This is a genomic window from Aeromonas sp. S15(2024), assembly GCF_041402265.1.
GTDB lineage: Bacteria > Pseudomonadota > Gammaproteobacteria > Enterobacterales > Aeromonadaceae > Aeromonas > Aeromonas dhakensis.
Genome location: NZ_JBGLQY010000013.1, coordinates 87,426 through 109,459 on the forward strand (window position 1 = coordinate 87,426; position 22,034 = coordinate 109,459).

A 22,034-nucleotide genomic window follows, 5' to 3' on the forward strand; every position below is an offset into this window, starting at 1 on the left:
ATCTGGTTGAAACTGAGGGCAAGGGGAGACCCCTTGCCCGGGAGGAGGGAATTATTCGAATTTGGACAGGTTGTCAGCATCGACACCAACGTAGGGAACGCGCACAACCTTGTTGACGATGTTCCAGCTGGTGCCTTCACCGGCCGGTTTGCCTTCAGCCAGGTTCTTGGTCAGCTCAAAAGTGGCTTTGGCCTGGTTGGCGGCATCGTTCAGCACGGTACCGGCCATGGCACCGCTTTTGACCAGCGCCAGCGCTTCAGGCAGTGCATCCACGCCGAACACCGGGATGGCGGTCTTGCCCTGAGCCTTCAGCGACTCCACGGCGCCCATCGCCATGCCATCGTTGTTGGCGATGACCACTTCGATCTTGTTGGCGTTCGGGCCGGAGATCCAGGCGTCCATCTTGTCCTTGGCCATGGCGGTATCCCACATACCGGTATCCATGTGCAGCTGCTCTGTCTTGATGCCGCCATCGTTCAGGGTCTTGATGACGTAGGTGGTACGGGCTTCGGCATCCGGGTGACCCGGCTCGCCCTTCAGCAGCACGAACTGGATGACGCCATCCTTGTTGAGATCCCAGGCCGGGTTGGCTTTCCAGTGCTTGGCGATCAGCTGACCCTGGATGATGCCAGACTCCTTGGAATCGGTACCCACGTAGTAGGCCTTGTCATAACTGGCCAGATCGGCGGCATTGGGCTCCTTGTTGTAGAACACCACGGGCACATCCTCGCCACGGGCTTTCTCGATCACGACCGGGGCCGCTGCCGGGTCAACCAGGTTGATGGCCAGCGCCTTCACCCCCTTGGCCAGCAGCACGTCGATCTGGTCGTTCTGCTTGGACTGGTCATTCTGGGAGTCGTTCATCAGCAGCTCCACCCCCGGATTGGCAGCCGCTTCCTTCTCGATTGCCTTGCGCACTACCGCCATGAAGTTGTCGTCGTATTTGTAGACGGTCACCCCGATACGGGTTTCGGCATGGGCGGTGGCTCCTGCCATCAGGCTCATCAGTACGGCGGCAATGGTCGTGATCTTTTTCATTGTTATGCTCCGATCTCTCTATCTGTTTTTGTAGGGAATGCTGTACACCAAGTGAACTGGCGCCAGCCTAATGTAATCAGTTTGTTGTATATCGATCTGTGATCATGACAACAAAATGAAAACGTTTACACTCTGTTACATAGCAACAAATCAATTAAAATTCATATGGTTATACTTAACTGGTAACGTTGCGGCTCTGAACGGGACTCTTTCTTGTTAAGCAATCGCTCAGGTTCAGCGTAGAACACAGTTCCAATAGTAGCTGCCTGGTTGCAGCCAATATTCCGGTCGTACGCTCTGGCTCCAGGAGTCATCACCACCAATGCCCATATGAAAACCATCCAGACAGAGATGGATCCCGCCTGCGGCCACCAGATCGGTCTGGTGACGAGCCAGGGCCAACTGCTGCTGACTGAAACGGCTCAGGCTGAAATGAAACAGCCCCTCGACCTCTACGGAGCCGAATCGCAGCTGACGGGTGTCACAGCACAGCCCGTTGTCGGTCGGGAACACATACGCGGTGTGCAGCGCATCGAGCGACGACTGCCAGCGACCGAGGTCGGCAGCCAGCAGGCGATCCGGATAGTTCTCGTGCGAACCGCGCCCCAGCCAGCTCACCTCCTCCCCTGCCGCCAGCACCTCGTCGGCCAGCCAGAGCCGGGCGCCGATGCGCGGCAGAGAGGGCATCTCGGCTGCCACCTCCACCTCGATGGCGAGGTGCATGGCACCATCCTGATCGAAGGCGTGACGCCAGAGGGTCAGCAGCTTGAGCGCCTCGCCGACGAAGTAGCCGTGACGCACCGTCACAGTCCCTTGGTCAGGGCTCACTACCAGCTCGAGGCAGCGATGCTGCAACTCATTGAGCCCGGCCGCCTGCCAGCGGGCAATCCAGGCGTTGGGATCGGCGTGGTCCGCCTCGCTGGTGCCGATGTCGTTGTCGAGCGGCGCCCGATAGAAGTGATCGGCGATGGCCTCCTTCAGCTGCTCGCGCCCCAGCTTGTGCCAGCTGTGGATGCGGCCGCTGGTCTTGTCCAGCCGCCACTCGCTGTTGGCCGCCCGGATCTGCCAGCCATCCGTCAGCTCGATGAAGGTGGCCGGCGTGCGGGTAGCGGGCAGTGCAAGCGGTGCAGGCAACATGCATTGCTGGCGCGCCACCTCGTGACCGGCCGCTGACCAGGCCGTGGCGGCGGGCTGCACGATGGCGAGATCCAGCCAGGCGAGCCCCCCCGGCGCAAAGGCCGGCAACTGCTCCAGCAGGGTCAGCGTCACGCAGCCCTGCGGTGCCAGGGTGAGTGGGCATTCACCCTGGCTCACCACCACGCCGTCTTCGCACAGCCGCCACTGCAGCCGCTCGTTGTCCGTCTCGCGAAACAGGTATTCGCTGCGGATCTCGACCGTCAGCGGCTGGCGCTCGAGCAGCCTCAACCCGAACGGCTGTTGGGCACGTTTTGCCTCAAACAGGGCGGGATGGGGGGTGCGGTCAGGGAACACCAAACCGTTGCAGCAGAACTGGCGATCATTCGGGGTATCGCCGAAATCACCGCCATAGGCCCAGAAATGGCGGCCGTCATCGGTCAGCTTGTCCAGTCCCTGATCGACCCAATCCCAGACAAAACCACCCTGCAGCCGCGGATGATCGCGAAATGCCTGCCAGTAGTGGGCATAGCCCCCCAGGCTGTTGCCCATGGCGTGGGCGTATTCACACAGGATCAGCGGGCGGGTCTCGCCCGGCAGGCCAATCCACTTGGCCAGCGCCCACTTGGGTACCGCCGGGAAAGGCTGATCCTGATGGGTACGGGCATACATAGGGCAGATGATGTCGGTGGCCGGCGTATCGGCCCCACCCCCTTCGTATTGCAAAGGACGGCTCGGATCCGCCCGCTTGACCCAGCCATACATGGCATCGTGGGCCGGGCCGTAGCCCGACTCGTTGCCAAGGGACCAGATGATGATGCTGGGGTGGTTGAAGTCGCGGGCCACCATGCGGGTCACCCGCTCCAGGAAGGCGTTGCTCCAGGCGGGATCCCGCGCCAGCCGCCCCATGGGGGTCATGCCGTGGGTCTCCAGGTTTGCCTCGTCCACCACGTAGAGGCCGAGCCGGTCGCACAGCCGATAAAGCTCGGAGTGATTGGGGTAGTGGGAACAGCGCACCGCGTTGAAGTTGTGCTGCTTCATCAACAGCAGATCCTGCTCGATGGCGGCGGGGGTCACCACATGGCCCGTTGCGGGGTGATGCTCGTGGCGGTTGGCGCCACGGATCAGCAGCGGCTGGCCGTTCACCCGCAGCAGGCCACCACGGATCTCTACCGCCCGAAAGCCCACATCACAGGCTTCGCTCTCGATGGGCTCTCCCTGCTCGTCCAGCAGGGTCAGGGTGAGGCGATAGAGGTGGGGGGTCTCGGCGCTCCATTTGCGCGGGGTCGCCACCTCGAGCCAGCACTCGGCGCGATCGTCATACGCCCCTTTCTCGTCAATGGCTTGCGTGCCGATTTGCTGGCGCAGGGTCGCCACCCGCTCGCCGCCGTCATAGAGATTGGCCACCACCGACAGGCCGGTCCCATTGGCCACCTGCAATGCGATCTTGAGGCGGGCATCCCGGTAGCAGGCGTCGAGCTCGGGCGTTACCCGGATATCCATCAGATGACGAGCCGGTTTGTGCAGCAGGCTGACGGAGCGGAAAATGCCGCTCATGCGCCACATGTCCTGATCTTCCAGATAGGAGCCGTCGGACCAGCGCAGCACCAGCACTGCCAGCCGGTTGTCGCCGGCCTGCAGGAAGGGGGTCAGATCGAACTCGGCGGGCAGCCGGCTGTCCTGGGAGTAACCGACCCAGCGACCGTTGCAGAAGAGGTGAAAAGCGCTGTCCACCCCGTCGAAGATGATCCGGGTCTGACCGCTGGCAAGCCAGTCGGCTGGCACGCTGAACTCGCGGGAGTAGCAGCCGGTGGGATTCTCGGCCGGCACCCGCGGTGGATCGCACGGGAAGGGATACTTGATGTTGGTGTAGATGGGTACATCCGTCGCAGGCCGCAACCCTGGGTAGGCCGCAGCCAGCTGCCAGTTGCCCGGCACCTGGATGGGACAGGCATCCGGCAGATCCTGCGCCAGCCACTGCTCCGGCACCCGCTCGGGCGCCGCGAAGAAGGAGAAGCGCCATTCCCCATCCAGCAGGGTGCGCGAAGGCGAGGCGAGATCATCCCGCGCCTCGGCTTCGTTGCGCCAGCTGAACAAGGGGGTATGGGCGGGCAGCCGATTCACCGCGGTAATCGCCTGGGTCTGCCAGTCCTGACGGGCCACTATCTCCCTGAGCATTCGTCTCTCTCCCTGCATGAACGCCGAAAACGTATGCAGTGTAGGGGAGATTTGCCCGGTGATCGGCGATCCCGCTCACACAGATGTAAACGATTACACTGAATTTGTTAAGTAAAACAGGGTAAAAATGCGCTAAATGCAGGTAAAAGACCAAGGCTCCGGATCGAGCGCCTCAAAAACGGCGATCCGGAGCGATAAACGGAGGTAAATGAAAGGGATCAGCTTCGAACGGGTGCCACCGAGTGGCGGTTGATCAGAGTCGGGGTGTAAATGCGGCTCTGTACCACCTCGCTTTCGCCCGCTGCCAGCTGCAGGGCCAGCTTGGCCGCCTGGGCTGCCATCAGTTCAACCGGGTAGCGCATGGTGGAGAGCTTGGGGCGCAGGTATCTGGCATAGATGATGTCATCGAAGCCCACCACCGACACCTCCTCCGGCACCTTGAGGCCGTTGTCCGCCAGCACCGAGATGGCCCCCGCCGCCATAGCATCGTTGTAGGCCACCACGGCCGTGATGGGCAGCCCCTTGGCCAGCAGGTTGAGCATGGCCCGCTCGCCGCCCTCCTCGTTGGGCATGCCGCTCTCCACCAGCTCGGGGTCGGCGCGCACGCCCGCCTCGGCCAGCGCATCCTGATAGCCCTGCAGCCGCAGGATGGCATCCTCGATGGCGTGATCGGAGCTCAGGAAGGCGATGTGACGGTGGCCCAGCTCCAGCAGATGCCGGGTCGCCGTGGCAGCCCCCTGCCGGTTGTTGAGGGCAATGCAGCGCCCCTTGAGTGCCGGGATGTCGCGGTTGATCAGCACCATGCCGGGCACCCGCAGCGCATAGTCGATCAGCTCCTCGTCGCTCAGCGCCTTGCTGTGCACCACCAGCGCCTCGCAGCGCTTGCCGATCAGCAGCTCGATGGATTCGCGCTCCTGCCGTGCCGTGTGAAAACCATTACCCATCAACAGGTGCAGCCCCTGTTCCACCGCCACCGCGGCGACCCCCTTGACCAGGGCGCCGAAGAAGGGATCCGCCACGTCGCCCACCAGCACGCCCATGGTGTCGCAGGTCTGGCTGACCAGCGCCCGTGCGTTGGCATTGGGGGTGTAGCCCAGTTCGGCCATGGCTTTCAGCACTACCTCGCGGGAGGCGGCGCTGGCCTTGGGTGAGTTGTTCATCACCCGTGAAACCGTTGCCACCGATACGTTGGCCAAACGGGCGACATCCTTGATGGTACTCATGTTGTTTTCACTTATTTCACGGTTCGGGACTAGGCCATTATACCGAGCAATGTCACTGATAACAGGGGGAAAAACCATATTGCTGAAATGATGACCACCAAAACAAGTGTAATCGTTTACACATATTTGTTAGCCAGTTCACAGTTTGCCCGCCAGCCCCTCGGCTAGACTCCTTCACAGGCTTTTTTTGAGCGTGGAGATGAGGATGAAAGTACTGGTCACCGGCGGCTGCGGTTACATCGGCAGCCACACCTGCCTGGCACTGCAGGCGGCCGGCATGGAGCCCGTGGTGGTGGACAACCTCTGCAACAGCAAGGCCGGCGTACTGGCCCGCATCGCCGCCATCAGCGGGCGCGAGCCCCGCTTCTATCAGGGGGACATCCGTGACCCGCTCCTGCTGGATCGCATCTTCAGCGAGCAAAGGATCGATGCCGTGATCCACTTCGCCGCCCTCAAGGCTGTCGGCGAGTCCACCCGCATCCCCCTCGACTACTACGAGAACAACCTGAGCGGCACCCTGGTATTGCTGCAGGCGATGAAGCGGGCCGGCGTCCACAACCTGGTGTTCAGCTCGTCGGCCACCGTCTACGGTGACCCGGCCAGCACGCCCATCCGGGAAGATTTCCCGCGCAGCGCCACCAATCCCTACGGCCGATCCAAGCTGATCATCGAAGAGATCCTCGAGGATCTGCAGCGGGCCGAGCCGCACTGGAGCATGACCCTGCTGCGCTACTTCAACCCGGTCGGCGCCCACGAGTCGGGCACCATGGGGGAGGATCCCCAGGGGATCCCCAACAACCTGATGCCGTTTTTGACCCAGGTCGCCATCGGCCGGCGCGACTGCCTTTCCATCTTTGGTAACGATTACCCCACCGTCGACGGCACAGGTGTGCGTGACTACATCCACGTGATGGATCTGGCCGAAGGGCACGTCAAGGCGTTGCAGCACTGCGCCAGCAAGGGCGGCGTGCACGTCTACAACCTGGGTACGGGCCAGGGCCAGAGCGTGCTGCAGATGGTGGCGGCGTTCGAGGCGGCCAGCGGTCGCCCCTTGCCCTATCGCATCGAACCAAGACGCCCCGGCGACATCGCCGAATGCTGGGCCGATCCCGCCAGGGCCGAGCGCGAGCTGGGCTGGCGTGCCCGGCGGGATCTGGCCGCCATGTGCGCCGACAGCTGGCGCTGGCAATCCGCCAACCCGCAGGGGTATGAGGCGTGATGTCCGTTTTGCTCCCTTCTCCCGTTGTGGGGGAAGGGCCACAGATGAGGGGCGCACCCGCCCTCATCCCTGCCCGCAATTCCTTTTATTGAGCTTGAGGAGTGATGATGTTCAACCCGGTTGATCACCCCCACCGTCGTTTCAACCCGCTGACCGGCCAATACGTGCTGGTCTCCCCTCATAGAGCCAAGCGCCCCTGGCAGGGCCAGGTCGAGAAGGTGAGCCAGGCACCGAGCCAGGCCCATGACCCCGACTGCTTCCTCTGTGCCGGCAACAAGCGCGTCACCGGTGACCAGAATCCCGACTATCGGGATACCTTCGTCTTTACCAACGACTTCGCTGCCCTGATGCAGGACACCCCGGCCGCCAGTGGCGAGCAGGATCCCCTGCTCAAGCTGGAAGCCGCTCGCGGCACCAGCCGGGTCATCTGCTTCTCGCCGGATCACGGCAAGACCCTGCCCGAGCTGCCTCTGCCCGCCATCGAGCAGGTGATCACCACCTGGATGGAGCAGGTGGCCGAGCTGTCGGCCCAGTGGGAGTGGGTGCAGGTGTTTGAAAACAAGGGCGCCGTCATGGGCTGCTCCAACCCGCATCCCCACGGTCAGCTGTGGGGGAGCGACTTCCTGCCCAATGAAATTGCCCGCGAAGAGCAGCACCAGCGCGCCTGGCTGGCGGAACATGGCCGCCCGCTGCTGGTCGACTACGTGGAGCGGGAGCTGCAGGATCGCTCCCGCATCGTGGTGGAGACCGAACACTGGCTGGCGGTAGTGCCCTTCTGGGCGGCCTGGCCGTTCGAAACCCTGCTGCTGCCCAAGCGCCATGTCCCCTCTCTGCTCGACCTCACCCCAGAGCTGCAGCAGGATCTGGCCATCGCGCTCAAGGAGCTCACCAGCCGCTACGACAACCTGTTCGAGTGCAGCTTTCCCTACTCCATGGGCTGGCACTTTGCGCCGCCCCGCTCCGACTGCCCAGAGGCGTGGCAACTGCATGCCCACTTCTATCCGCCCCTGCTGCGCTCCGCCACGGTGCGCAAATTCATGGTGGGCTTCGAGATGCTGGCCGAAACCCAGCGCGACCTTACCCCGGAGCAAACCGCGGAGCGCCTGCGTACCCTTTCCCCCGTTCATTACAAAGCCAATGAGGTGACCCCATGACCCCGAGCCAGCGCGTCAGCGCCGTCTTTGCCGAGCAGTTTGAGCAACAACCCGACCTGCTGGTGCGGGCCCCCGGCCGCGTCAACCTCATCGGCGAGCACACCGACTACAACGACGGCTTCGTGCTGCCCTGCGCCATCGACTACGAGACCTGCGTCGCCATCGGCCTGCGCGATGACAGCCTGGTGCACGTGATCGCCGCCGACTATGGCAACCAGCGCGACCTGTTCGATCTCGGCCAGCCCATCAATCATCATGCCGACCAGCGCTGGAGCGACTACATCCGCGGGGTGGTGAAGTACCTGCAGGAGCGCGGCTATCCCCTGCGCGGCCTCAATCTGGTGGTCTCCGGCAACGTGCCGCAGGGAGCCGGCCTCTCCTCTTCCGCCTCGCTGGAGGTGGCCATCGGCCAGGCCTTCAAGGAGGCGCTGGGGCTCACCATCAGCCAGGCCGAGATTGCCCTCAACGGCCAGCAGGCGGAGAACCAGTTCGTCGGCTGCAACTGCGGCATCATGGACCAGATGATCTCCGCCAGCGGCAAACAGGATCACGCCCTGCTGCTCGACTGCCGTTCGCTGGAGACCCGCCTCATCCCCATGCCCACCGACCTGGCGGTGCTGATCGTCAACTCCAACGTCCGTCGCGGTCTGGTGGACAGCGAATACAACACCCGTCGTCAGCAGTGCGAAGCCGCCGCTCGTCACTACGGGGTCAAGGCGCTGCGCGATCTCGATCTGGCGGCGCTGGAAGCGGGCAAGGCCGGGCTGGATGAGGTCTGCTACCGCCGTGCTCGTCACGTTGTGGGCGACAACAGCCGCACCCTGGCCGCCGCCGACGCGTTGGCGCAGGGGGATCTGGTGCGCCTCGGCGAGCTGATGGCCGACTCCCACGCCGCCATGCGCGATGACTTCGAAATCACCGTGCCCGCCATCGACGGTCTGGTGGAGATCATCAAGGCCAGGATCGGTACCGAGGGCGGCGTGCGGATGACCGGTGGCGGCTTCGGTGGCTGCGTGGTCGCCCTGCTGCGCCCAGAGAAAGTGGCCGAGGTGATCGCCGCGGTCGATGCCGAGTACCCGGCCCGCTTCGGCCTCAAGGCCGACAGCTACGTCTGCCGCGCCAGCGCGGGGGCGGGAAAACTATGAGCCCATTGATGATGCAGGCCGACGGCCATGTCTGCCGGCTCGGTAACGCCGGTGCAGGCAAACTATGAGCGATGCCATGATCCCGTTCGAGCTGGAAAACGAGGAGGGGCTGCGCCTGCGCGGCCTCGACTTCGGGGCCACCCTCACCTCCCTCACCCTGCCGGTGGCGGGTGGGCGCCGTGAAGTGCTGCTGGGCTGCGCCGATGAGGCCTATCCCGCTCAACAGGTATGGCTGGGGGCGGTGGCGGGACGCTTTGCCAACCGCATCGGCAACGCCGAGCTGCTGCGCGACGGCCAGCGCTGGCCGCTGGATGCCAACCAGCCGCCCCACTGCCTGCACGGCGGACGGGCGGGGTTTCATCGCCAGCACTGGCAGATCAAGGAGCGGGAGGCGGACCGGGTCAGACTGACCCTGCTCTCCCGTAGCGGGGATCAGGGCTTTCCCGGCAACCTGCGGGTCATGCTGGAGTACCGGCTGGAGCAGTGCGATCTGGTGGTGGATTGCGTCGCCAGCACGGATGCCGCGACCCCGGTCAGCCTCACCAGCCACACCTACTTCAATCTCGACGACAACCCGGACGGTGGCGATGTGCGCGACCACCTCATCCACCTCAACGCCGACCGTTTCCTGCCCACCGACCAAAGCGGTCTGCCGCTCGCGATCACACCGGTGGAGGGGCCGTTCGATCTGCGCCGCGAACGCCTGATCGGACAAGATTGGCTGAGCCACCCCCAGCAGCAACAGGCCAAGGGGTACGATCACGCCTTTGTGCTCAACGGGCCAAGCGCCGAGTGGGCGGCGCGGGTGGTCTCGGGGGATCGTCAGCTGGCGATGGAGGTCTACACCAACCAGCCTTCGCTGCAGTTCTACAGCGGCAACTGGCTGGCCAATACGCCGGCACGCGATGGCCGGCTCCATCGGGATCACGCCGGCTTCTGTCTGGAGGCCCAGCAGCTACCGGACAGCCCCAACCGGCCCGAGCTGGGCGATCCCTGGCTGTTGCCGGGGCAGACCTATCGCCACCAGACCCGCTATCGCTTCATCGCTGCCAGCTGACCCCGGCCCCCTCTTCTCCCGCGCAGACATGCCGAGCGAAGAGGGCTCGGGGTCACCCCTCACATCCGCTCGCAAACAATCCCACGCAAGGAGTCGTTATGGATGATCACTACCTCGCCGCCCCCGACCGTTACCAGCGCCAGCCCTATCGACCCGCCGGTCGTCACGGCCTGCGCCTGCCCGGCATAGCTCTCGGCCTCTGGCACAACTTCGGCGCCGAGAGCGATCCCGCCACCGCGAAAGCCATGATGCACCAGGCGTTCGATCTGGGTATCACCCACTTCGATCTGGCCAACAACTACGGGCCGCCGCCGGGGTCGGCCGAGCAAACCTTCGGCAGGCTGCTCAAGGGGAGCCTGGCGCCCTATCGAGACGAGCTCATCATCGCCAGCAAGGCGGGATACATCATGTGGGATGGCCCCTATGGCGATGGCGGCAGCGCCAAATACCTGTTTGCCAGCCTGCACCAGAGCCTGCGCCGGCTCGGTCTCGACTACGTGGACATCTTCTATCACCACAGGCCGGACCCGCGCACCCCGCTGGAGGAGACCTGTCAGGCGCTGGCCTTGATGGTACGTCAGGGCAAGGCGCTCTACGTCGGCCTCTCCAACTACCCGGCCCTGCTCGCCGCGCAGGCCGCCGCCCGGCTGGCGGAGCTGGGCACCCCCTGCCTGGTCAACCAGCTCAAATACTCCCTCTTTCAGCGCGACATCGAGGCTGAAACCCTGCCGGTCTGCCGCGAGCACAGCATGGGGGTGGTCGCCTTCTCGCCGCTGGCGGGCGGACTGCTGAGCGATCGCTACCTGGCGGGCATTCCAGCGGATTCGCGCGCCGCCAGCGCCAGCCCCTTCCTCAAGCCCGAGCAGATCACCGCCGACAAGCTGGCCACCATCCGTGCCCTGCATGCGCTGGCGCAGCAGCGGGGCCAACCACTGTCGCAACTGGCGCTGCAGTGGGTCCTGCGCGACTCAGTGGTGAGCTGCGCCCTGATCGGTGCCAGCAGCCCGCAGCAGATTGTCAGCGCGGTGGAGGCCCAGGCCCAGCCCCCGCTGGATGCGGCGCTGCTGCAGCAAATCGAGGGGATCCTGGCCGGGCAGGGTCCCGCCTGATCGGGGCCGCTGAGCGCCGAACGCCATGTAGGCCCGAATGAAAACCAATGACCTCACCGTCGATCCCGCCGGCGGGGCCTGGCGCCAACACAATATTCACTGGTTGCCTGCCCGATTTTCCTCCATCATTGGTCGCCCTCGGCTCGGCTCGGGGCCGACTTCAACCGGACCAATAATCAAGAGATCTGAAACATGACAGAGTCTTACGCCCTGTTTGTCGCCTTCGTGCTGGGCATAGTGGAGGGCCTGACCGAGTTCCTCCCCGTCTCCTCCACCGGCCACATGATCATCGTCGGCCACCTGCTTGGCTTCGACGGCCCCAAGGCTGCCACCTTCGAAGTGGTGATCCAGATGGGTTCCATCCTGGCGGTGGTCGCCGTATTCTGGCGCCGCCTGTTTGGCCTCATCGGCATCCACTTCGGCCAGAAGCCGGCGCAGGGACACGCCACCCTCTCGCTGGTGCACATCATCCTCGGCATGCTGCCCGCCGTCGTCATCGGCCTCGCCATCCACAGCTGGATCAAGGCCCATCTGTTCGGCCCGCAGACCGTGATGTACGCCCTGGTGGCCGGCGGCATCCTGCTGATCATCGCCGAGAAGTTTCGCCCGGCAGTGCTCTCCGAAACCCTGGACGACATCAGCTACAAGCAGGCGTTCGGCATCGGCCTGTTCCAGTGCCTGGCGCTCTGGCCCGGCTTCTCCCGCTCCGGTGCCACCATCAGCGGCGGCATGCTGATGGGGATCAGCCGTCAGGCGGCGGCCGAGTTCTCCTTCATCCTGGCGGTGCCCATGATGGTGGCGGCCAGCGGGCTGGATCTCTACAAGAGTCGCGATTTCCTCTCCATGGCCGACTTCCCCATGTTCGCGGTGGGTTTCGTCACCGCCTTCGTGGTGGCCATGATCGCCATCAAGACTTTCCTGGCGCTGATCCGTCGCCTCGACTTCATCCCGTTCGCCATCTACCGCTTCGTGGTGGCCTTCGCCGTCTACCTGGTGTTCGTGGCCTGATCCGGTCAGCGCACCATGCAAAAAGGGACCCGAGGGTCCCTTTTTTTATTGCCGCCAAGGCTCAGTAGAGGCGATGGCTGATGCCGTTGAGCAGCCGCGACAGCCCCTTGGTGAACTGTACCGGCGCGTCCTGCACCGTGTAACAGAGGCAACCGTCCGGGGTGTGCGGACTGTGGGCGTGGCTGGCATCGCGCCAGATGAAGTCCCCCGCCTGATAGCGGGTGTCGCCATCTTCGATGGTGCCGGCCAGCAACAAGGTCAGCTCGTAACCCTTGTGAGTGTGCTCAGGGATGCGGCCACCCGCCTCTATGTGCAGCAGGCTGGCACGGGCCCCCTGCTCGTCGAGCGGCAGGCTCACCTGCCGGATGGCGCCGATGTGGCGCCAGCTGGGGGCGTGGTGACAGGCCAGCACCCGCGGCAACCGGTACGACTGGCCCGCCACCTGCAGCTCGGGCCGAGCCACCGCCGACTGGGTCAATGCGACCGCAGTGGCCACCGGCTGCTGCAGGATGCCGGCCAGCATGGCATCGAACTCTGCCGGCAGTGGCTCGCACTCCTCAGCCGGGGTCAGGTATTGCCGAGCCAGCTCCTCTTCGCAGGCCCGCAACCGGGCCGCACAGTCGGGGCAGAGCTCGCAGTGGGCGGAGACGCCGACGGCCAGCGGCAGGGGCAGTTCGTCGGCGGCAAAGGCACGCAACATGGCCTGAACGGGATGGGCTTTAATCATGGCCTTGCTCCACTTGTTCCTTCAATTTCTGTAACGCCAGTCTGAGGCGGGATTTGATGGTGCCGAGCGGCACGCCGAGCCGGTCTGCCAGCTCCTGCTGGGAGAGCTCCTGCAGGTAGATGCCGCGCACCACCTGCTGCTGCGGTTCCGGCAGGGTGCCGAGGTAGTGGGCCATCTGACGGGTCAGCACAGCGTCTTCGCCGCCGCTCAGGTGCTCCTCTTCCGCCCTGTACTCCAGCATGGGCCACAGCTCCTCGGCGCAGAGCTCTTCCTTGCTGGCGCGGCGCCGGCGCAGCATGTCGAAGCCCTGGTTGCGCATGACGGTGTAGATCCAGGTGGTGGCGGCTCCCTTGTCGGGGTGGTAGAGACGGGCCTTCTGCCAGACCAGCAGCATGGTCTCCTGCACCAGCTCCATGGCATTGGCCTCGCTGCCGAGGTGGCGCAGCCCATAGCTGCGGATGCGCGGCGCGAAGTGCTGGAACAGGGTGGCAAAGGCGACCTTGTCGCCATGTTCGGCAACCCTGACGAGCAGGGACTTGAGATCGCCGGCTGGGTCATCCATGGGGGGCGATATCCTGTACGGAGTCGATTGTGATTGGCCAGTATATGCCATTGCGCCATGCCTTGAAGAGGGTGGTGAGTGCCAATACGTGTGGCGCAGCAAAAGGATCACCGGCTCTGCCATCAAAAACGGCTCAGTGGCTGGCGACCAGCAATCCGCTCAGCAGGGAGAGCGCCGGCTGGTTGTCTTCTGCCGCCACCAGCCACTGCTTCTGCTCAACGGGGATGGGCAGCACTTCCAGCCAGCGCTGGGCCACCCAGCTGGCATCGTCCCAGTCCGGGTTGCGGTAGAGGGCCGCATATTCCGGATAGTCGTTGAACACCTCCTGCAACGCCCTGGCCAGCGAGTGCTGGTCGGCATTGAGCCGGCCGGTACGCCAGGGGGGCAGCACGTCCACCTCCCCGACCCGCAAGCCGTCCGACTCCTGCCACAGATCGGTGATCCTGACCCGCTCCATGCCGAGCACTGTGATGCCGAGCAGACCGTCCGGCAGCTGATCGAAGTCGACGATCCGTACCCGGGTGGCGATGGGGTACATGTTGCGCAACGCATCGGGCTGGCGGGGATCCAGCATGCAGATAGCAAAACCCTGCTCTCCCGCCTCGGCGATCATGCGCTGATATCTGGGCTCGAAGATGCGCAGCGGCATGATGCCACCGGGCAGCAGGTGGGCCGAGAGGGGAAACAGCGCCAGTTTCATCGACAGATTCCTCGGTAAAAGGTACCTGTTGATACGACCGGGGCGGCGGGGCAGATCATTCAGAACGAGTTGGAATAAAAAACCCCTTAACAATCAGGGGAAAATAGCCTGGACAAGCCGCTTCAATATGCAGTAGAAATGGATAAGCACCGTATTTTCCGTCCAATATTCTGGGATCTGGTGCCAAATGCAGTGAAATATCCGCCCGACCGCGAGCGGCGGGTCATCCCTATAGTTTTCTCGGGCCGATGCGGGTAAAATTCACGCCCTTATATATCAGTCATTTTTCGACGCGCAACCTTGGTGGTCAGTTATGAAAGAGCATATTCATCATCTACTTGAACAAACGGTAGCCAATCTCAAGTCAGCGGGCATCCTGCCGGCGGACCTGGAAGCCCGCGTGCAAGTAGACCGATGCAAGGAGAAGGCTCACGGTGACCTGGCCACCAACCTGGCCATGCTGCTGGCCAAACCGGCCCGCAAGAATCCCCGTGAGCTGGCCGCTGCCATCATCGAGCACCTGCCCGCCTCCGACCTGATCGCCAAGGTCGAGATCGCCGGCCCCGGCTTCATCAACTTCTTCTTCGACCCGAGCTGGCTGGCCGGTCAGGTAGAGGCCATGGTGACCTCCGCCAACGCCAACGTGAAGCTGCCAACCCCGCAGACCGTGGTGGTGGACTACTCCGCCCCCAACGTGGCCAAAGAGATGGCGGTGCATCACATCCGCTCCACCGTCCTCGGTGACGTGGCTGCCCGTGCCCTCGAGTTCCTCGGCCACAAGGTGGTGCGTGCCAACCACATCGGCGACTGGGGTACCCAGTTCGGCATGCTGATCGCCTATCTGGAGAAGATGGCCAACGAGCACGCCTCCGACATGGAGCTGCGCGATCTGGAAGCCTTCTACACCCAGGCCAAGCGTCACTACGACGAAGACGAAGCGTTCGCCGAGCGCGCGCGCAACTACGTGGTCAAGCTGCAGGGTGGTGATGAGTACTGCCGCACCATGTGGAAGAAGCTGGTCGACATGACCATGGAGCAGAACCAGCGCAACTACGACCGCCTGAATGTCTCCCTGACCAACAAGGACATCATGGGCGAGTCCATGTACAACGACATGCTGCCGGAAATCGTCGCCGATCTGAAAGCGCGCGGCCTGGCGGTCGAGAGTGAAGGCGCCACCGTCGTCTTCCTGGACGAGTTCAAGAACAAGGATGGCGAGCCCATGGGCGTCATCATCCAGAAGAGCGATGGCGGCTTCCTCTACACCACCACCGACATCGCCTGTGCCAAGTATCGTTACGAGACCCTGGGCGCCGACCGGGTGATGTACTTTATCGACTCCCGCCAGCACCAGCACCTGATGCAGGCCTGGACCATCACCCGCAAGGCGGGCTATGTGCCGGAATCCGTGCCCCTCGAGCACCACGCCTTCGGCATGATGCTGGGCAAGGATGGCCGTCCCTACAAGACCCGCTCCGGCGGCACCGTCAAGCTGGTCGATCTGCTGAATGAGGCGGAAGAGCGCGCCGCCGCCCTGCTGGAGAGCCGCAACAGCGACCTCTCCGCAGAGGAGAAGGCCCAGGTGGTGCACGCCATCGCCATGGGCGCGGTCAAGTATGCGGATCTCTCCAAGAACCGCACCACCGACTACATCTTCGACTGGGATCTGATGCTGTCGTTTGAAGGCAACACCGCACCCTACCTGCAGTATGCCTACACCCGGATCCAGTCCATCTTCCGCAAGGCCGGCGTCGATGCCGATACCCTGGGCGGCAAGGTGGTCCTGAGCGAAGAAGCGGAAGAGACCCTGGCCCAGAAGCTGATCCAGTTTTCCGACGCGGTCAACGGCGTGGCAGACAAGGGCATGCCGCACCTGCTCTGTACCTATCTGTACGAGCTGTCCGGCAACTTCATGACCTTCTACGAAGCCTGTCCGATCAACAAGGATGGCGTGGACGAGGCGACCCGTCAGAGCCGTCTGCTGCTGTGCGCCGCCACCGCCAAGGTCCTCAAGCTGGGCTTGGGCGTACTGGGCATCCACACCCTGGAGCGCATGTAATAGATGGCGACCCGGGATTATGTCGGCAGCCGCCCGCGACGTCGGGCGGGTGGTCGCAACACCAAGAAAGCGGCACCTCGCCGCTTTCCTGTTATCCCGGCCCTGCTGGCCGTAGTGTTGCTGGCGGGGTTCGGCGGTTTCCTCTACATGATCAGTGGCAAGGGCAACGACGCCCCCACCATTGAGGAGCAGGTGAAAGCCAACAAGCCCAAGGCCCAGAGCAACGGCCTGCCGCAGGAGAAGTGGAGCTACATCGAACGGCTGGAGAACAAGCAGGTCGACATCGTCGAGCCGCCGCCCCAGCCGGGCGTGCTGCCGCCCCCCCCGGCGGAAACCATGACCCTGCAGCCGGAGAAGCTGCCGCAGCCGGTGCCGACCAATATTCCTCAGCCTGGAACCCCCATCGGCCAGGTACAGCCCTACAAGCCGCAACCGGTACAACCGGCCAAGCCGGCTACCGGCGCGCCGGTAGCCAGTGCCCAGGAGCAGGTGATCGACCGCAAGGCCGAACGGGATCGGATGGAGCGGGAGTTGCGCGCCGAACTGGAGCGGGAACGGGCCGAGGCCGCCAAGGCCAAGGCAGCGACTCCGCCTGCCGCGGCCGACAACGAGCGCTACATGATGCAGTGCGCCGCCCTGCGTTCGCAGGATTCCGCGGAATCCCTCAAGGCGCGCATCGCCTTCACCGCCGGGCTCTCCTCCAGCCTGCAGGTGGTGAACGGGGCCGGTGGCGCCGTCTACAAGGTGATGGTGGGCCCCTTCAGCGGCAAGGCGGCGGCCGATGCGGCCAACCGCAAGCTGCAGGGCTCAGGCATCAGCGGCTGCATCCCCAAGAAGGGGTGATGGCAGCGTCCATAAACAGGGCCGGGTGGCAACACCTGGCCCTGTTTCTTTTGGTGCCAGTCGCCACCACTCCCAGCCAACCCCGTTGGCCGCGCCAGCGCGCAGGCTTGAAAAGCCGGATTGCCATCCCCATCTCTCTTGCCATGCACAGTCAGGCCGTCATTCGGCTCAAGCGAGGTAAGTAAAGTGACTACCATAGTTTCAGTTCGCCGCAACGGTCAGGTCGTCATCGGTGGCGATGGCCAGGTTTCTCTTGGCAACACCGTCATGAAGGGCAACGCCCGCAAGGTTCATCGCCTCTACAACGGCAAGGTGCTGGCAGGTTTTGCCGGCGGCACCGCCGACGCCTTCACCCTGCTCGAGCGCTTCGAGGCCAAGCTGCAGACCCATCAGGGCAACCTGGAGCGCGCCGCCGTGGCGCTGGCCAAAGACTGGCGCACCGATCGCGCCCTGCGCCGCCTCGAGGCGCTGCTGGCCGTCGCCGACGAGCACAAATCCTTCATCATCACCGGCAACGGTGACGTGGTGCAGCCGGAACACGATCTCATCGCCATCGGCAGCGGCGGCAACTTCGCTCAGTCCGCCGCCATCGCCCTGCTGGAGAACACCGAGCTGGATGCCAAGAGCATCGTCGAGAAGTCCCTCAAGATTGCGGGCGACATCTGTGTCTTCACCAACGGCAACCACACCATCGAAGTGCTGGACTACACCGCCAAATAAGGCCGCCAGCCAAACCCCATTTTCCAAGGGGTGGGCCCTGCCCGCCCCGGATACAGGAACACCATCATGTCCGAGATGACCCCGAGAGAAATCGTCCACGAGCTGGACAGACACATCATTGGTCAAGCCGACGCCAAGCGTGCGGTGGCCGTGGCCCTGCGCAACCGCTGGCGCCGGATGCAACTCTCCGAGGAGATGCGCCACGAGGTGACCCCGAAGAACATCCTGATGATCGGTCCGACCGGTGTCGGCAAGACCGAGATCGCCCGTCGCCTGGCCAAGCTGGCCAACGCCCCCTTCATCAAGGTCGAAGCGACCAAGTTCACCGAAGTGGGCTATGTGGGCAAGGAAGTGGACAGCATCATCCGCGATCTGACCGATGTCGCCATCAAGCTGGTGCGCGAGACCGAGATGGAGAAGATGAAATACCGCGCCGAGGAAGCCGCCGAAGAGCGCATCCTCGACGCCCTGCTGCCCAACCCGCGCAACAGCTGGGGCGAGGAAGAGAAGGCCGACAACTCCAACACCCGCCAGATCTTTCGCAAGAAACTGCGGGAAGGGCAGCTGGATGACAAGGAGATCGAGCTGGAGCTCTCCGCCTCCCCAATGGGCGTCGAGATCATGACCCCGCCGGGCATGGAAGAGATGGCCAACCAGCTGCAGGGGCTGTTCCAGAACCTGGGCCAGAACCAGAAGAAGAAGCGCAAGATCAAGGTCAAAGAGGCCATGAAGGCGCTGATCGAAGAGGAAGCGGCCCGCCTGGTCAACCCGGAAGAGCTGAAGCAGAAGGCCATCGCCTCCGTCGAGAACAACGGCATCGTCTTCCTCGACGAGATCGACAAGATCTGCAAGCGCGGCGAGAGCTCAGGCCCGGACGTTTCCCGTGAAGGGGTTCAGCGCGACCTGCTGCCGCTGGTCGAGGGCTGCACCGTCAACACCAAGCACGGCATGGTCAAGACCGATCACATCCTGTTCGTCGCCTCCGGCGCCTTCCAGATCGCCAAGCCGTCCGACCTCATCCCCGAGCTGCAGGGCCGTCTGCCGATCCGGGTCGAGCTGACCGCGCTGACCACCGAAGACTTCGAGCGGATCCTGACCGAGCCGAACGCCTCCCTGACCGATCAGTACAAGGCGCTGATGGCCACCGAAGGGGTCAACATCGAGTTCACCCAGGACGGTATCCGCCGCCTGGCCGAAGCGGCCTGGCAGGTCAACGAGCGCACCGAGAACATCGGCGCCCGCCGTCTGCACACCGTGATGGAACGCCTGATGGAAGACATCTCCTACGACGCTTCCGAGAAGTCCGGCGAGACCTTTGTCATCAACACCGACTACGTCAACGCCCACCTCGGCAAGCTGATTGAAGACGAGGATCTGAGCCGCTTTATCCTGTAACAGCTTGATCGAAGACGAGGATCCGAGCGGTTTACTATCCTGCTCAACCCCGTAGCAAGACGCCTCCCCTGTGGAGGCGTCTTCGTTTTCAGCGCCCTCCCAGCTCGCAGCCTTCCCGGGTCGCATTGCCCGGTACGTCGCGTTCACCTCTTCCCGCCAGCCAGAGTGCGCTCATCAGCAGCAGAGCCGTCAGGGCGAAGGTGGCCCGCATGGCGAACGCCAGCTCGCTCGCACTGGCGACGGCCGGATTGCCGCCTCCCGCCAGGGCGGCAAACAGGGCCCCCAGCCCCGCCGCCCCCGTCAGCTGGCCCAGATTGCGCGACAGGGTCAGCAACCCGGCCACGGCACCACGGGTCTGTTCGTCGGCGGCGCCGATCACCAGGCTGTTGTTGGCGGTCTGGAACAGGGCGTAGCCGGCAGTCAGCAGCAACACGGGCAGCAGGTATCCCATCGGGCCCCCGCCGCTGCCCAGGGTGGCCAGCAGCACCACAGCCACGCTCATCACCAGCAAGCCCAGTCGCACCACTGTGATGGCGCCGACCCTGTCCACCAGCCAACCGGCTGGCATCCCGCTCAGTGCCGCCAGCAGGGGTCCACCCGAGATAAGCAGCCCGCTGGTCAGCGGGCCGAGCCCGAATACCCCCTGCAGATAGAAGGGACCGATCAGCAGGGTCGCCACCATCACCCCGGCCACCAGCGCACTGGCCGCCAGAGCGCCGCGCAGCCGCCGGGTTCGCAGCAATGCCAACGGCAACAGAGGGGCGGGGGAGCCCAGTTCGCTGCGCACCAGCCAGGCGGCGGCCAGCAGCGCCCCGCCCCCAAGCCAGAGGGCCGGGACGCCTGTCGCAGTGAGCGCCAGCCCGTAGCCCAGCAGCGTCACCAGCAGCCACCCCAGGCTGGCCAGGTTGAGTCGTGCCCCCTGCCCGCTCGCCCCGTCATCGGGCAGACCGGCACGGGCACAGAGCAGCGCCAGCAGGCCGAGGGGTAGCAGCGCCAGGAAGGCAGCCTGCCAGCCCGCCACCTCCAGCAGCAGGCCGCCAAACGAGGGGCCCAGCGCCGTGCCGCAGGCCGACAGGGTGCCGAGCAATCCCATGCTCCAGCCCCGTCTGGCCGGTGACACCAGCTGCCCCACCATGGCCAGCGACAGCGTCAGCATGCAGGCCGCACTCGCCCCCTGCAGCACCCGGGCGGCGATCAGCCAACCGATGGTCGGCGCCAGCGCGCAGAGCAGGGAGGCCAGCGCAAAGCCCCCCATGCCACAGAGCAGCAGCCGACGCCGGCCGAACCTGTCACCCAGCCGGCCGGCCACCACTGTCAGGCAGGTGAGCCCCAGCAGGTAAGCCACCAGCACCCACTGCAAGATGGCGAAGGGCAGATGAAAGGCCGCCCCCAATGCCGGCAGCAAGATGCCGCCCATGCTGGCCGCCAGCATGGGCAACAGGGTGGCGAGGCCAAGCGCCAGCAGACCAAGACGAGGCGCCGCCAGGGGCGGCAAATGGGTTGATGTTGACATGAGCCGGGCTCCACATAGGGGTGATGACGACAAGGCTAGTGGGGCCGGTGAGCAGGCGGAAGACGCACCAGTTGCAGCTTATCAATGCAGCGGACGCCATATGAGGGTGCCCGTTCTCGGGTATGATGAAGCTGGCCCCTCTGCTCCCACTCCGATGAAGGCATGCACATGAGCACTCCCGACCTCAACCTGCTGATCACCCTGGATGCCCTGCTGGACGAAGGCAGCGTGGCCGGCGCCGCCAGACGACTGGGCTTGAGCCCCTCAGCCATGAGCCGGGCCCTGGCAAGATTGCGGGAGACCACCGGCGATCCGCTGCTGGTGCGGGCCGGCCGCGGCCTGGTGCCGACCCCTCGAGCCCAGTTGCTGCGCGAGCAGGTCGGTCGGCTGGTGCAGGAGGCAGAGAGCATGCTGAGCCCCCGGCAGGAGGTCGACCCGGCGCGGCTGGAGCGCACCTTCACCCTGCGTGCCAGCGAGGGGCTGGTAGAACTCTTCGGCGCCGCCCTGCTGAACCGACTCGCCGCCGAGGCCCCCGGAGTACGGCTCCACTTTCTGGCCAAGCCGGACAAGGAGAGCGGCCCCTTGCGCAGCGGCGAGCTGGATTTCGAGACCGGGGTCATCAGCGCCACCACGGCGCCCGAGCTGCGTACCCAGGCCCTGTTTCAGGACCACTTCGTCGCCGTGCTGCGCCCCGGTCATCCACTGTGCGACGGCCCGCTCACCGCCAGCCGCTACGCCGGGGCGCGCCACGTGCTGGTGTCCCGCCGTGGCCAACCCCACAGCCCGGTCGATGAGGCGCTGGCCAAGCAGGGGCTCTCGCGCACCGTCGCCACCCTGGTGCCCGGCTTTGCCACCGCGCTGGCGCTGGTGCGCGGCAGCGATCTGGTGGCCACTGTGCCTGAGCGTCACTGCGTCGCCCTGCTGGGGGATCTGGTTGTTCGTCCCCTGCCCTTCGCGCTGCCAGCGATCCGGGTCGCCCTGCTCTGGCACCCCAGGCTGGATGCCGACCCGGCCCACCGCTGGCTGCGCACCCTCATCCGCGATATCTGCGCCCAGGAGCCTTACCGCCCCCTTCCCTGACGCCCCCGGTTCTGCTGACAACCCATGGCTGCCGTCATCCCATGAAGGAATTTTTCACGCTTTTTGACGGTATGGGCATTTCTTTGCAGGGTCAGCCAGGCAGCCCCTGCGACGCTGGCCCCGATCCCCACGCCATAACCAATTGCACCACTGGTATACCTATTTATGTA

The 22,034-nt window shown here is 64.5% G+C and carries 18 protein-coding genes; 11 read left to right on the forward strand and 7 right to left on the reverse strand.

The annotated features are described in order from the left end of the window. Window positions 1–51 precede the first annotated feature (51 nt). From mglB to ACB033_RS20045, 3 genes are all read right to left on the reverse strand, one after another. Window positions 52–1,038 (reverse strand): galactose/glucose ABC transporter substrate-binding protein MglB, encoded by a 987-nt coding sequence (mglB, locus tag ACB033_RS20035; protein WP_017787092.1) that lies wholly within the window; start codon window positions 1,036–1,038, stop codon window positions 52–54. 234 nt (window positions 1,039–1,272) lie between these two features. Next, a complete protein-coding gene (locus tag ACB033_RS20040) occupies window positions 1,273–4,350 on the reverse strand; it encodes a beta-galactosidase (protein WP_371140717.1) in 3,078 nt (1,025 codons plus the stop codon). Window positions 4,351–4,568: 218 nt separating this feature from the next. Beyond that, window positions 4,569–5,573: a substrate-binding domain-containing protein gene (locus ACB033_RS20045; protein ID WP_017764831.1), complete on the reverse strand. Its 1,005-nt coding sequence runs from the start codon at window positions 5,571–5,573 to the stop codon at window positions 4,569–4,571. Window positions 5,574–5,778: 205 nt separating this feature from the next. On the opposite strand from ACB033_RS20045, the gene galE reads away from it, so the two are divergent. The 6 genes from galE to bacA all read left to right on the forward strand — a co-directional run bounded on the left by galE (window position 5,779) and on the right by bacA (window position 12,265). Further along, window positions 5,779–6,792 carry a UDP-glucose 4-epimerase GalE gene (galE, locus tag ACB033_RS20050; protein ID WP_139724397.1) on the forward strand — a complete coding sequence of 338 codons (1,014 nt, stop codon included), beginning with the start codon at window positions 5,779–5,781 and terminating at the stop codon, window positions 6,790–6,792. Window positions 6,793–6,899: 107 nt separating this feature from the next. After that, complete coding sequence (locus ACB033_RS20055) at window positions 6,900–7,946, forward strand: UDP-glucose--hexose-1-phosphate uridylyltransferase (RefSeq protein WP_139724399.1); 1,047 nt, start codon at window positions 6,900–6,902, stop codon at window positions 7,944–7,946. Next, window positions 7,943–9,091, forward strand: coding sequence for a galactokinase (gene galK / locus ACB033_RS20060; protein ID WP_019839381.1), 1,149 nt, complete (start codon window positions 7,943–7,945; stop codon window positions 9,089–9,091). Before ACB033_RS20055 ends, galK begins: the two co-directional genes overlap by 4 nt. 64 nt (window positions 9,092–9,155) lie before the next feature. Beyond that, on the forward strand, window positions 9,156–10,148 hold the full coding sequence (gene galM, locus ACB033_RS20065; RefSeq protein WP_139724401.1) for a galactose-1-epimerase: 993 nt from the start codon (window positions 9,156–9,158) through the stop codon (window positions 10,146–10,148). A 98-nt stretch (window positions 10,149–10,246) separates the two neighbouring features. Further along, window positions 10,247–11,257 carry an aldo/keto reductase gene (locus ACB033_RS20070; protein WP_139724403.1) on the forward strand — a complete coding sequence of 337 codons (1,011 nt, stop codon included), beginning with the start codon at window positions 10,247–10,249 and terminating at the stop codon, window positions 11,255–11,257. A gap of 192 nt (window positions 11,258–11,449) precedes the next feature. Next, a complete protein-coding gene (bacA, locus tag ACB033_RS20075; RefSeq protein ID WP_139724405.1) occupies window positions 11,450–12,265 on the forward strand; it encodes an undecaprenyl-diphosphate phosphatase in 816 nt (271 codons plus the stop codon). 61 nt (window positions 12,266–12,326) lie between these two features. Here the strand turns inward: bacA and ACB033_RS20080 are convergent, their stop codons facing one another. From ACB033_RS20080 to ACB033_RS20090, 3 genes are all read right to left on the reverse strand, one after another. Beyond that, window positions 12,327–12,992, reverse strand: a complete 666-nt coding sequence (locus tag ACB033_RS20080; RefSeq protein ID WP_139724407.1) for a ChrR family anti-sigma-E factor — start codon at window positions 12,990–12,992, stop codon at window positions 12,327–12,329. Then, the gene (locus ACB033_RS20085) at window positions 12,985–13,554 is read right to left on the reverse strand and encodes a sigma-70 family RNA polymerase sigma factor (RefSeq protein ID WP_162519803.1); all 570 of its coding nucleotides are present in this window, start codon (window positions 13,552–13,554) and stop codon (window positions 12,985–12,987) included. The genes ACB033_RS20080 and ACB033_RS20085 overlap by 8 nt, the downstream gene beginning before the upstream one ends. A 133-nt stretch (window positions 13,555–13,687) precedes the next feature. Continuing rightward, window positions 13,688–14,254: an LON peptidase substrate-binding domain-containing protein gene (locus ACB033_RS20090; RefSeq protein WP_010635790.1), complete on the reverse strand. Its 567-nt coding sequence runs from the start codon at window positions 14,252–14,254 to the stop codon at window positions 13,688–13,690. Window positions 14,255–14,567: 313 nt separating this feature from the next. Here ACB033_RS20090 and argS point away from each other — a divergent pair, with 313 nt between their 5' ends. The 4 genes from argS (at window position 14,568) to hslU (ending at window position 19,271) form a co-directional block, all read left to right on the forward strand. Next, a complete protein-coding gene (gene argS, locus ACB033_RS20095) occupies window positions 14,568–16,313 on the forward strand; it encodes an arginine--tRNA ligase (RefSeq protein WP_043170599.1) in 1,746 nt (581 codons plus the stop codon). A gap of 3 nt (window positions 16,314–16,316) precedes the next feature. After that, a complete protein-coding gene (locus ACB033_RS20100; RefSeq protein ID WP_017784188.1) occupies window positions 16,317–17,156 on the forward strand; it encodes an SPOR domain-containing protein in 840 nt (279 codons plus the stop codon). Between the two features lie 186 nt (window positions 17,157–17,342). After that, window positions 17,343–17,876, forward strand: coding sequence for an ATP-dependent protease subunit HslV (hslV, locus tag ACB033_RS20105; protein ID WP_139724409.1), 534 nt, complete (start codon window positions 17,343–17,345; stop codon window positions 17,874–17,876). Window positions 17,877–17,942: 66 nt separating this feature from the next. Then, window positions 17,943–19,271 carry an HslU--HslV peptidase ATPase subunit gene (hslU, locus tag ACB033_RS20110; protein WP_005306542.1) on the forward strand — a complete coding sequence of 443 codons (1,329 nt, stop codon included), beginning with the start codon at window positions 17,943–17,945 and terminating at the stop codon, window positions 19,269–19,271. 88 nt (window positions 19,272–19,359) lie between these two features. Here the strand turns inward: hslU and ACB033_RS20115 are convergent, their stop codons facing one another. Then, a complete protein-coding gene (locus tag ACB033_RS20115; protein WP_139724411.1) occupies window positions 19,360–20,784 on the reverse strand; it encodes an MFS transporter in 1,425 nt (474 codons plus the stop codon). A 168-nt stretch (window positions 20,785–20,952) separates the two neighbouring features. Between ACB033_RS20115 and ACB033_RS20120 the strand changes: the two genes are divergently transcribed. Then, the gene (locus ACB033_RS20120) at window positions 20,953–21,864 is read left to right on the forward strand and encodes a LysR family transcriptional regulator (protein WP_162519804.1); all 912 of its coding nucleotides are present in this window, start codon (window positions 20,953–20,955) and stop codon (window positions 21,862–21,864) included. The last annotated feature ends 170 nt before the right edge of the window (window positions 21,865–22,034 follow it).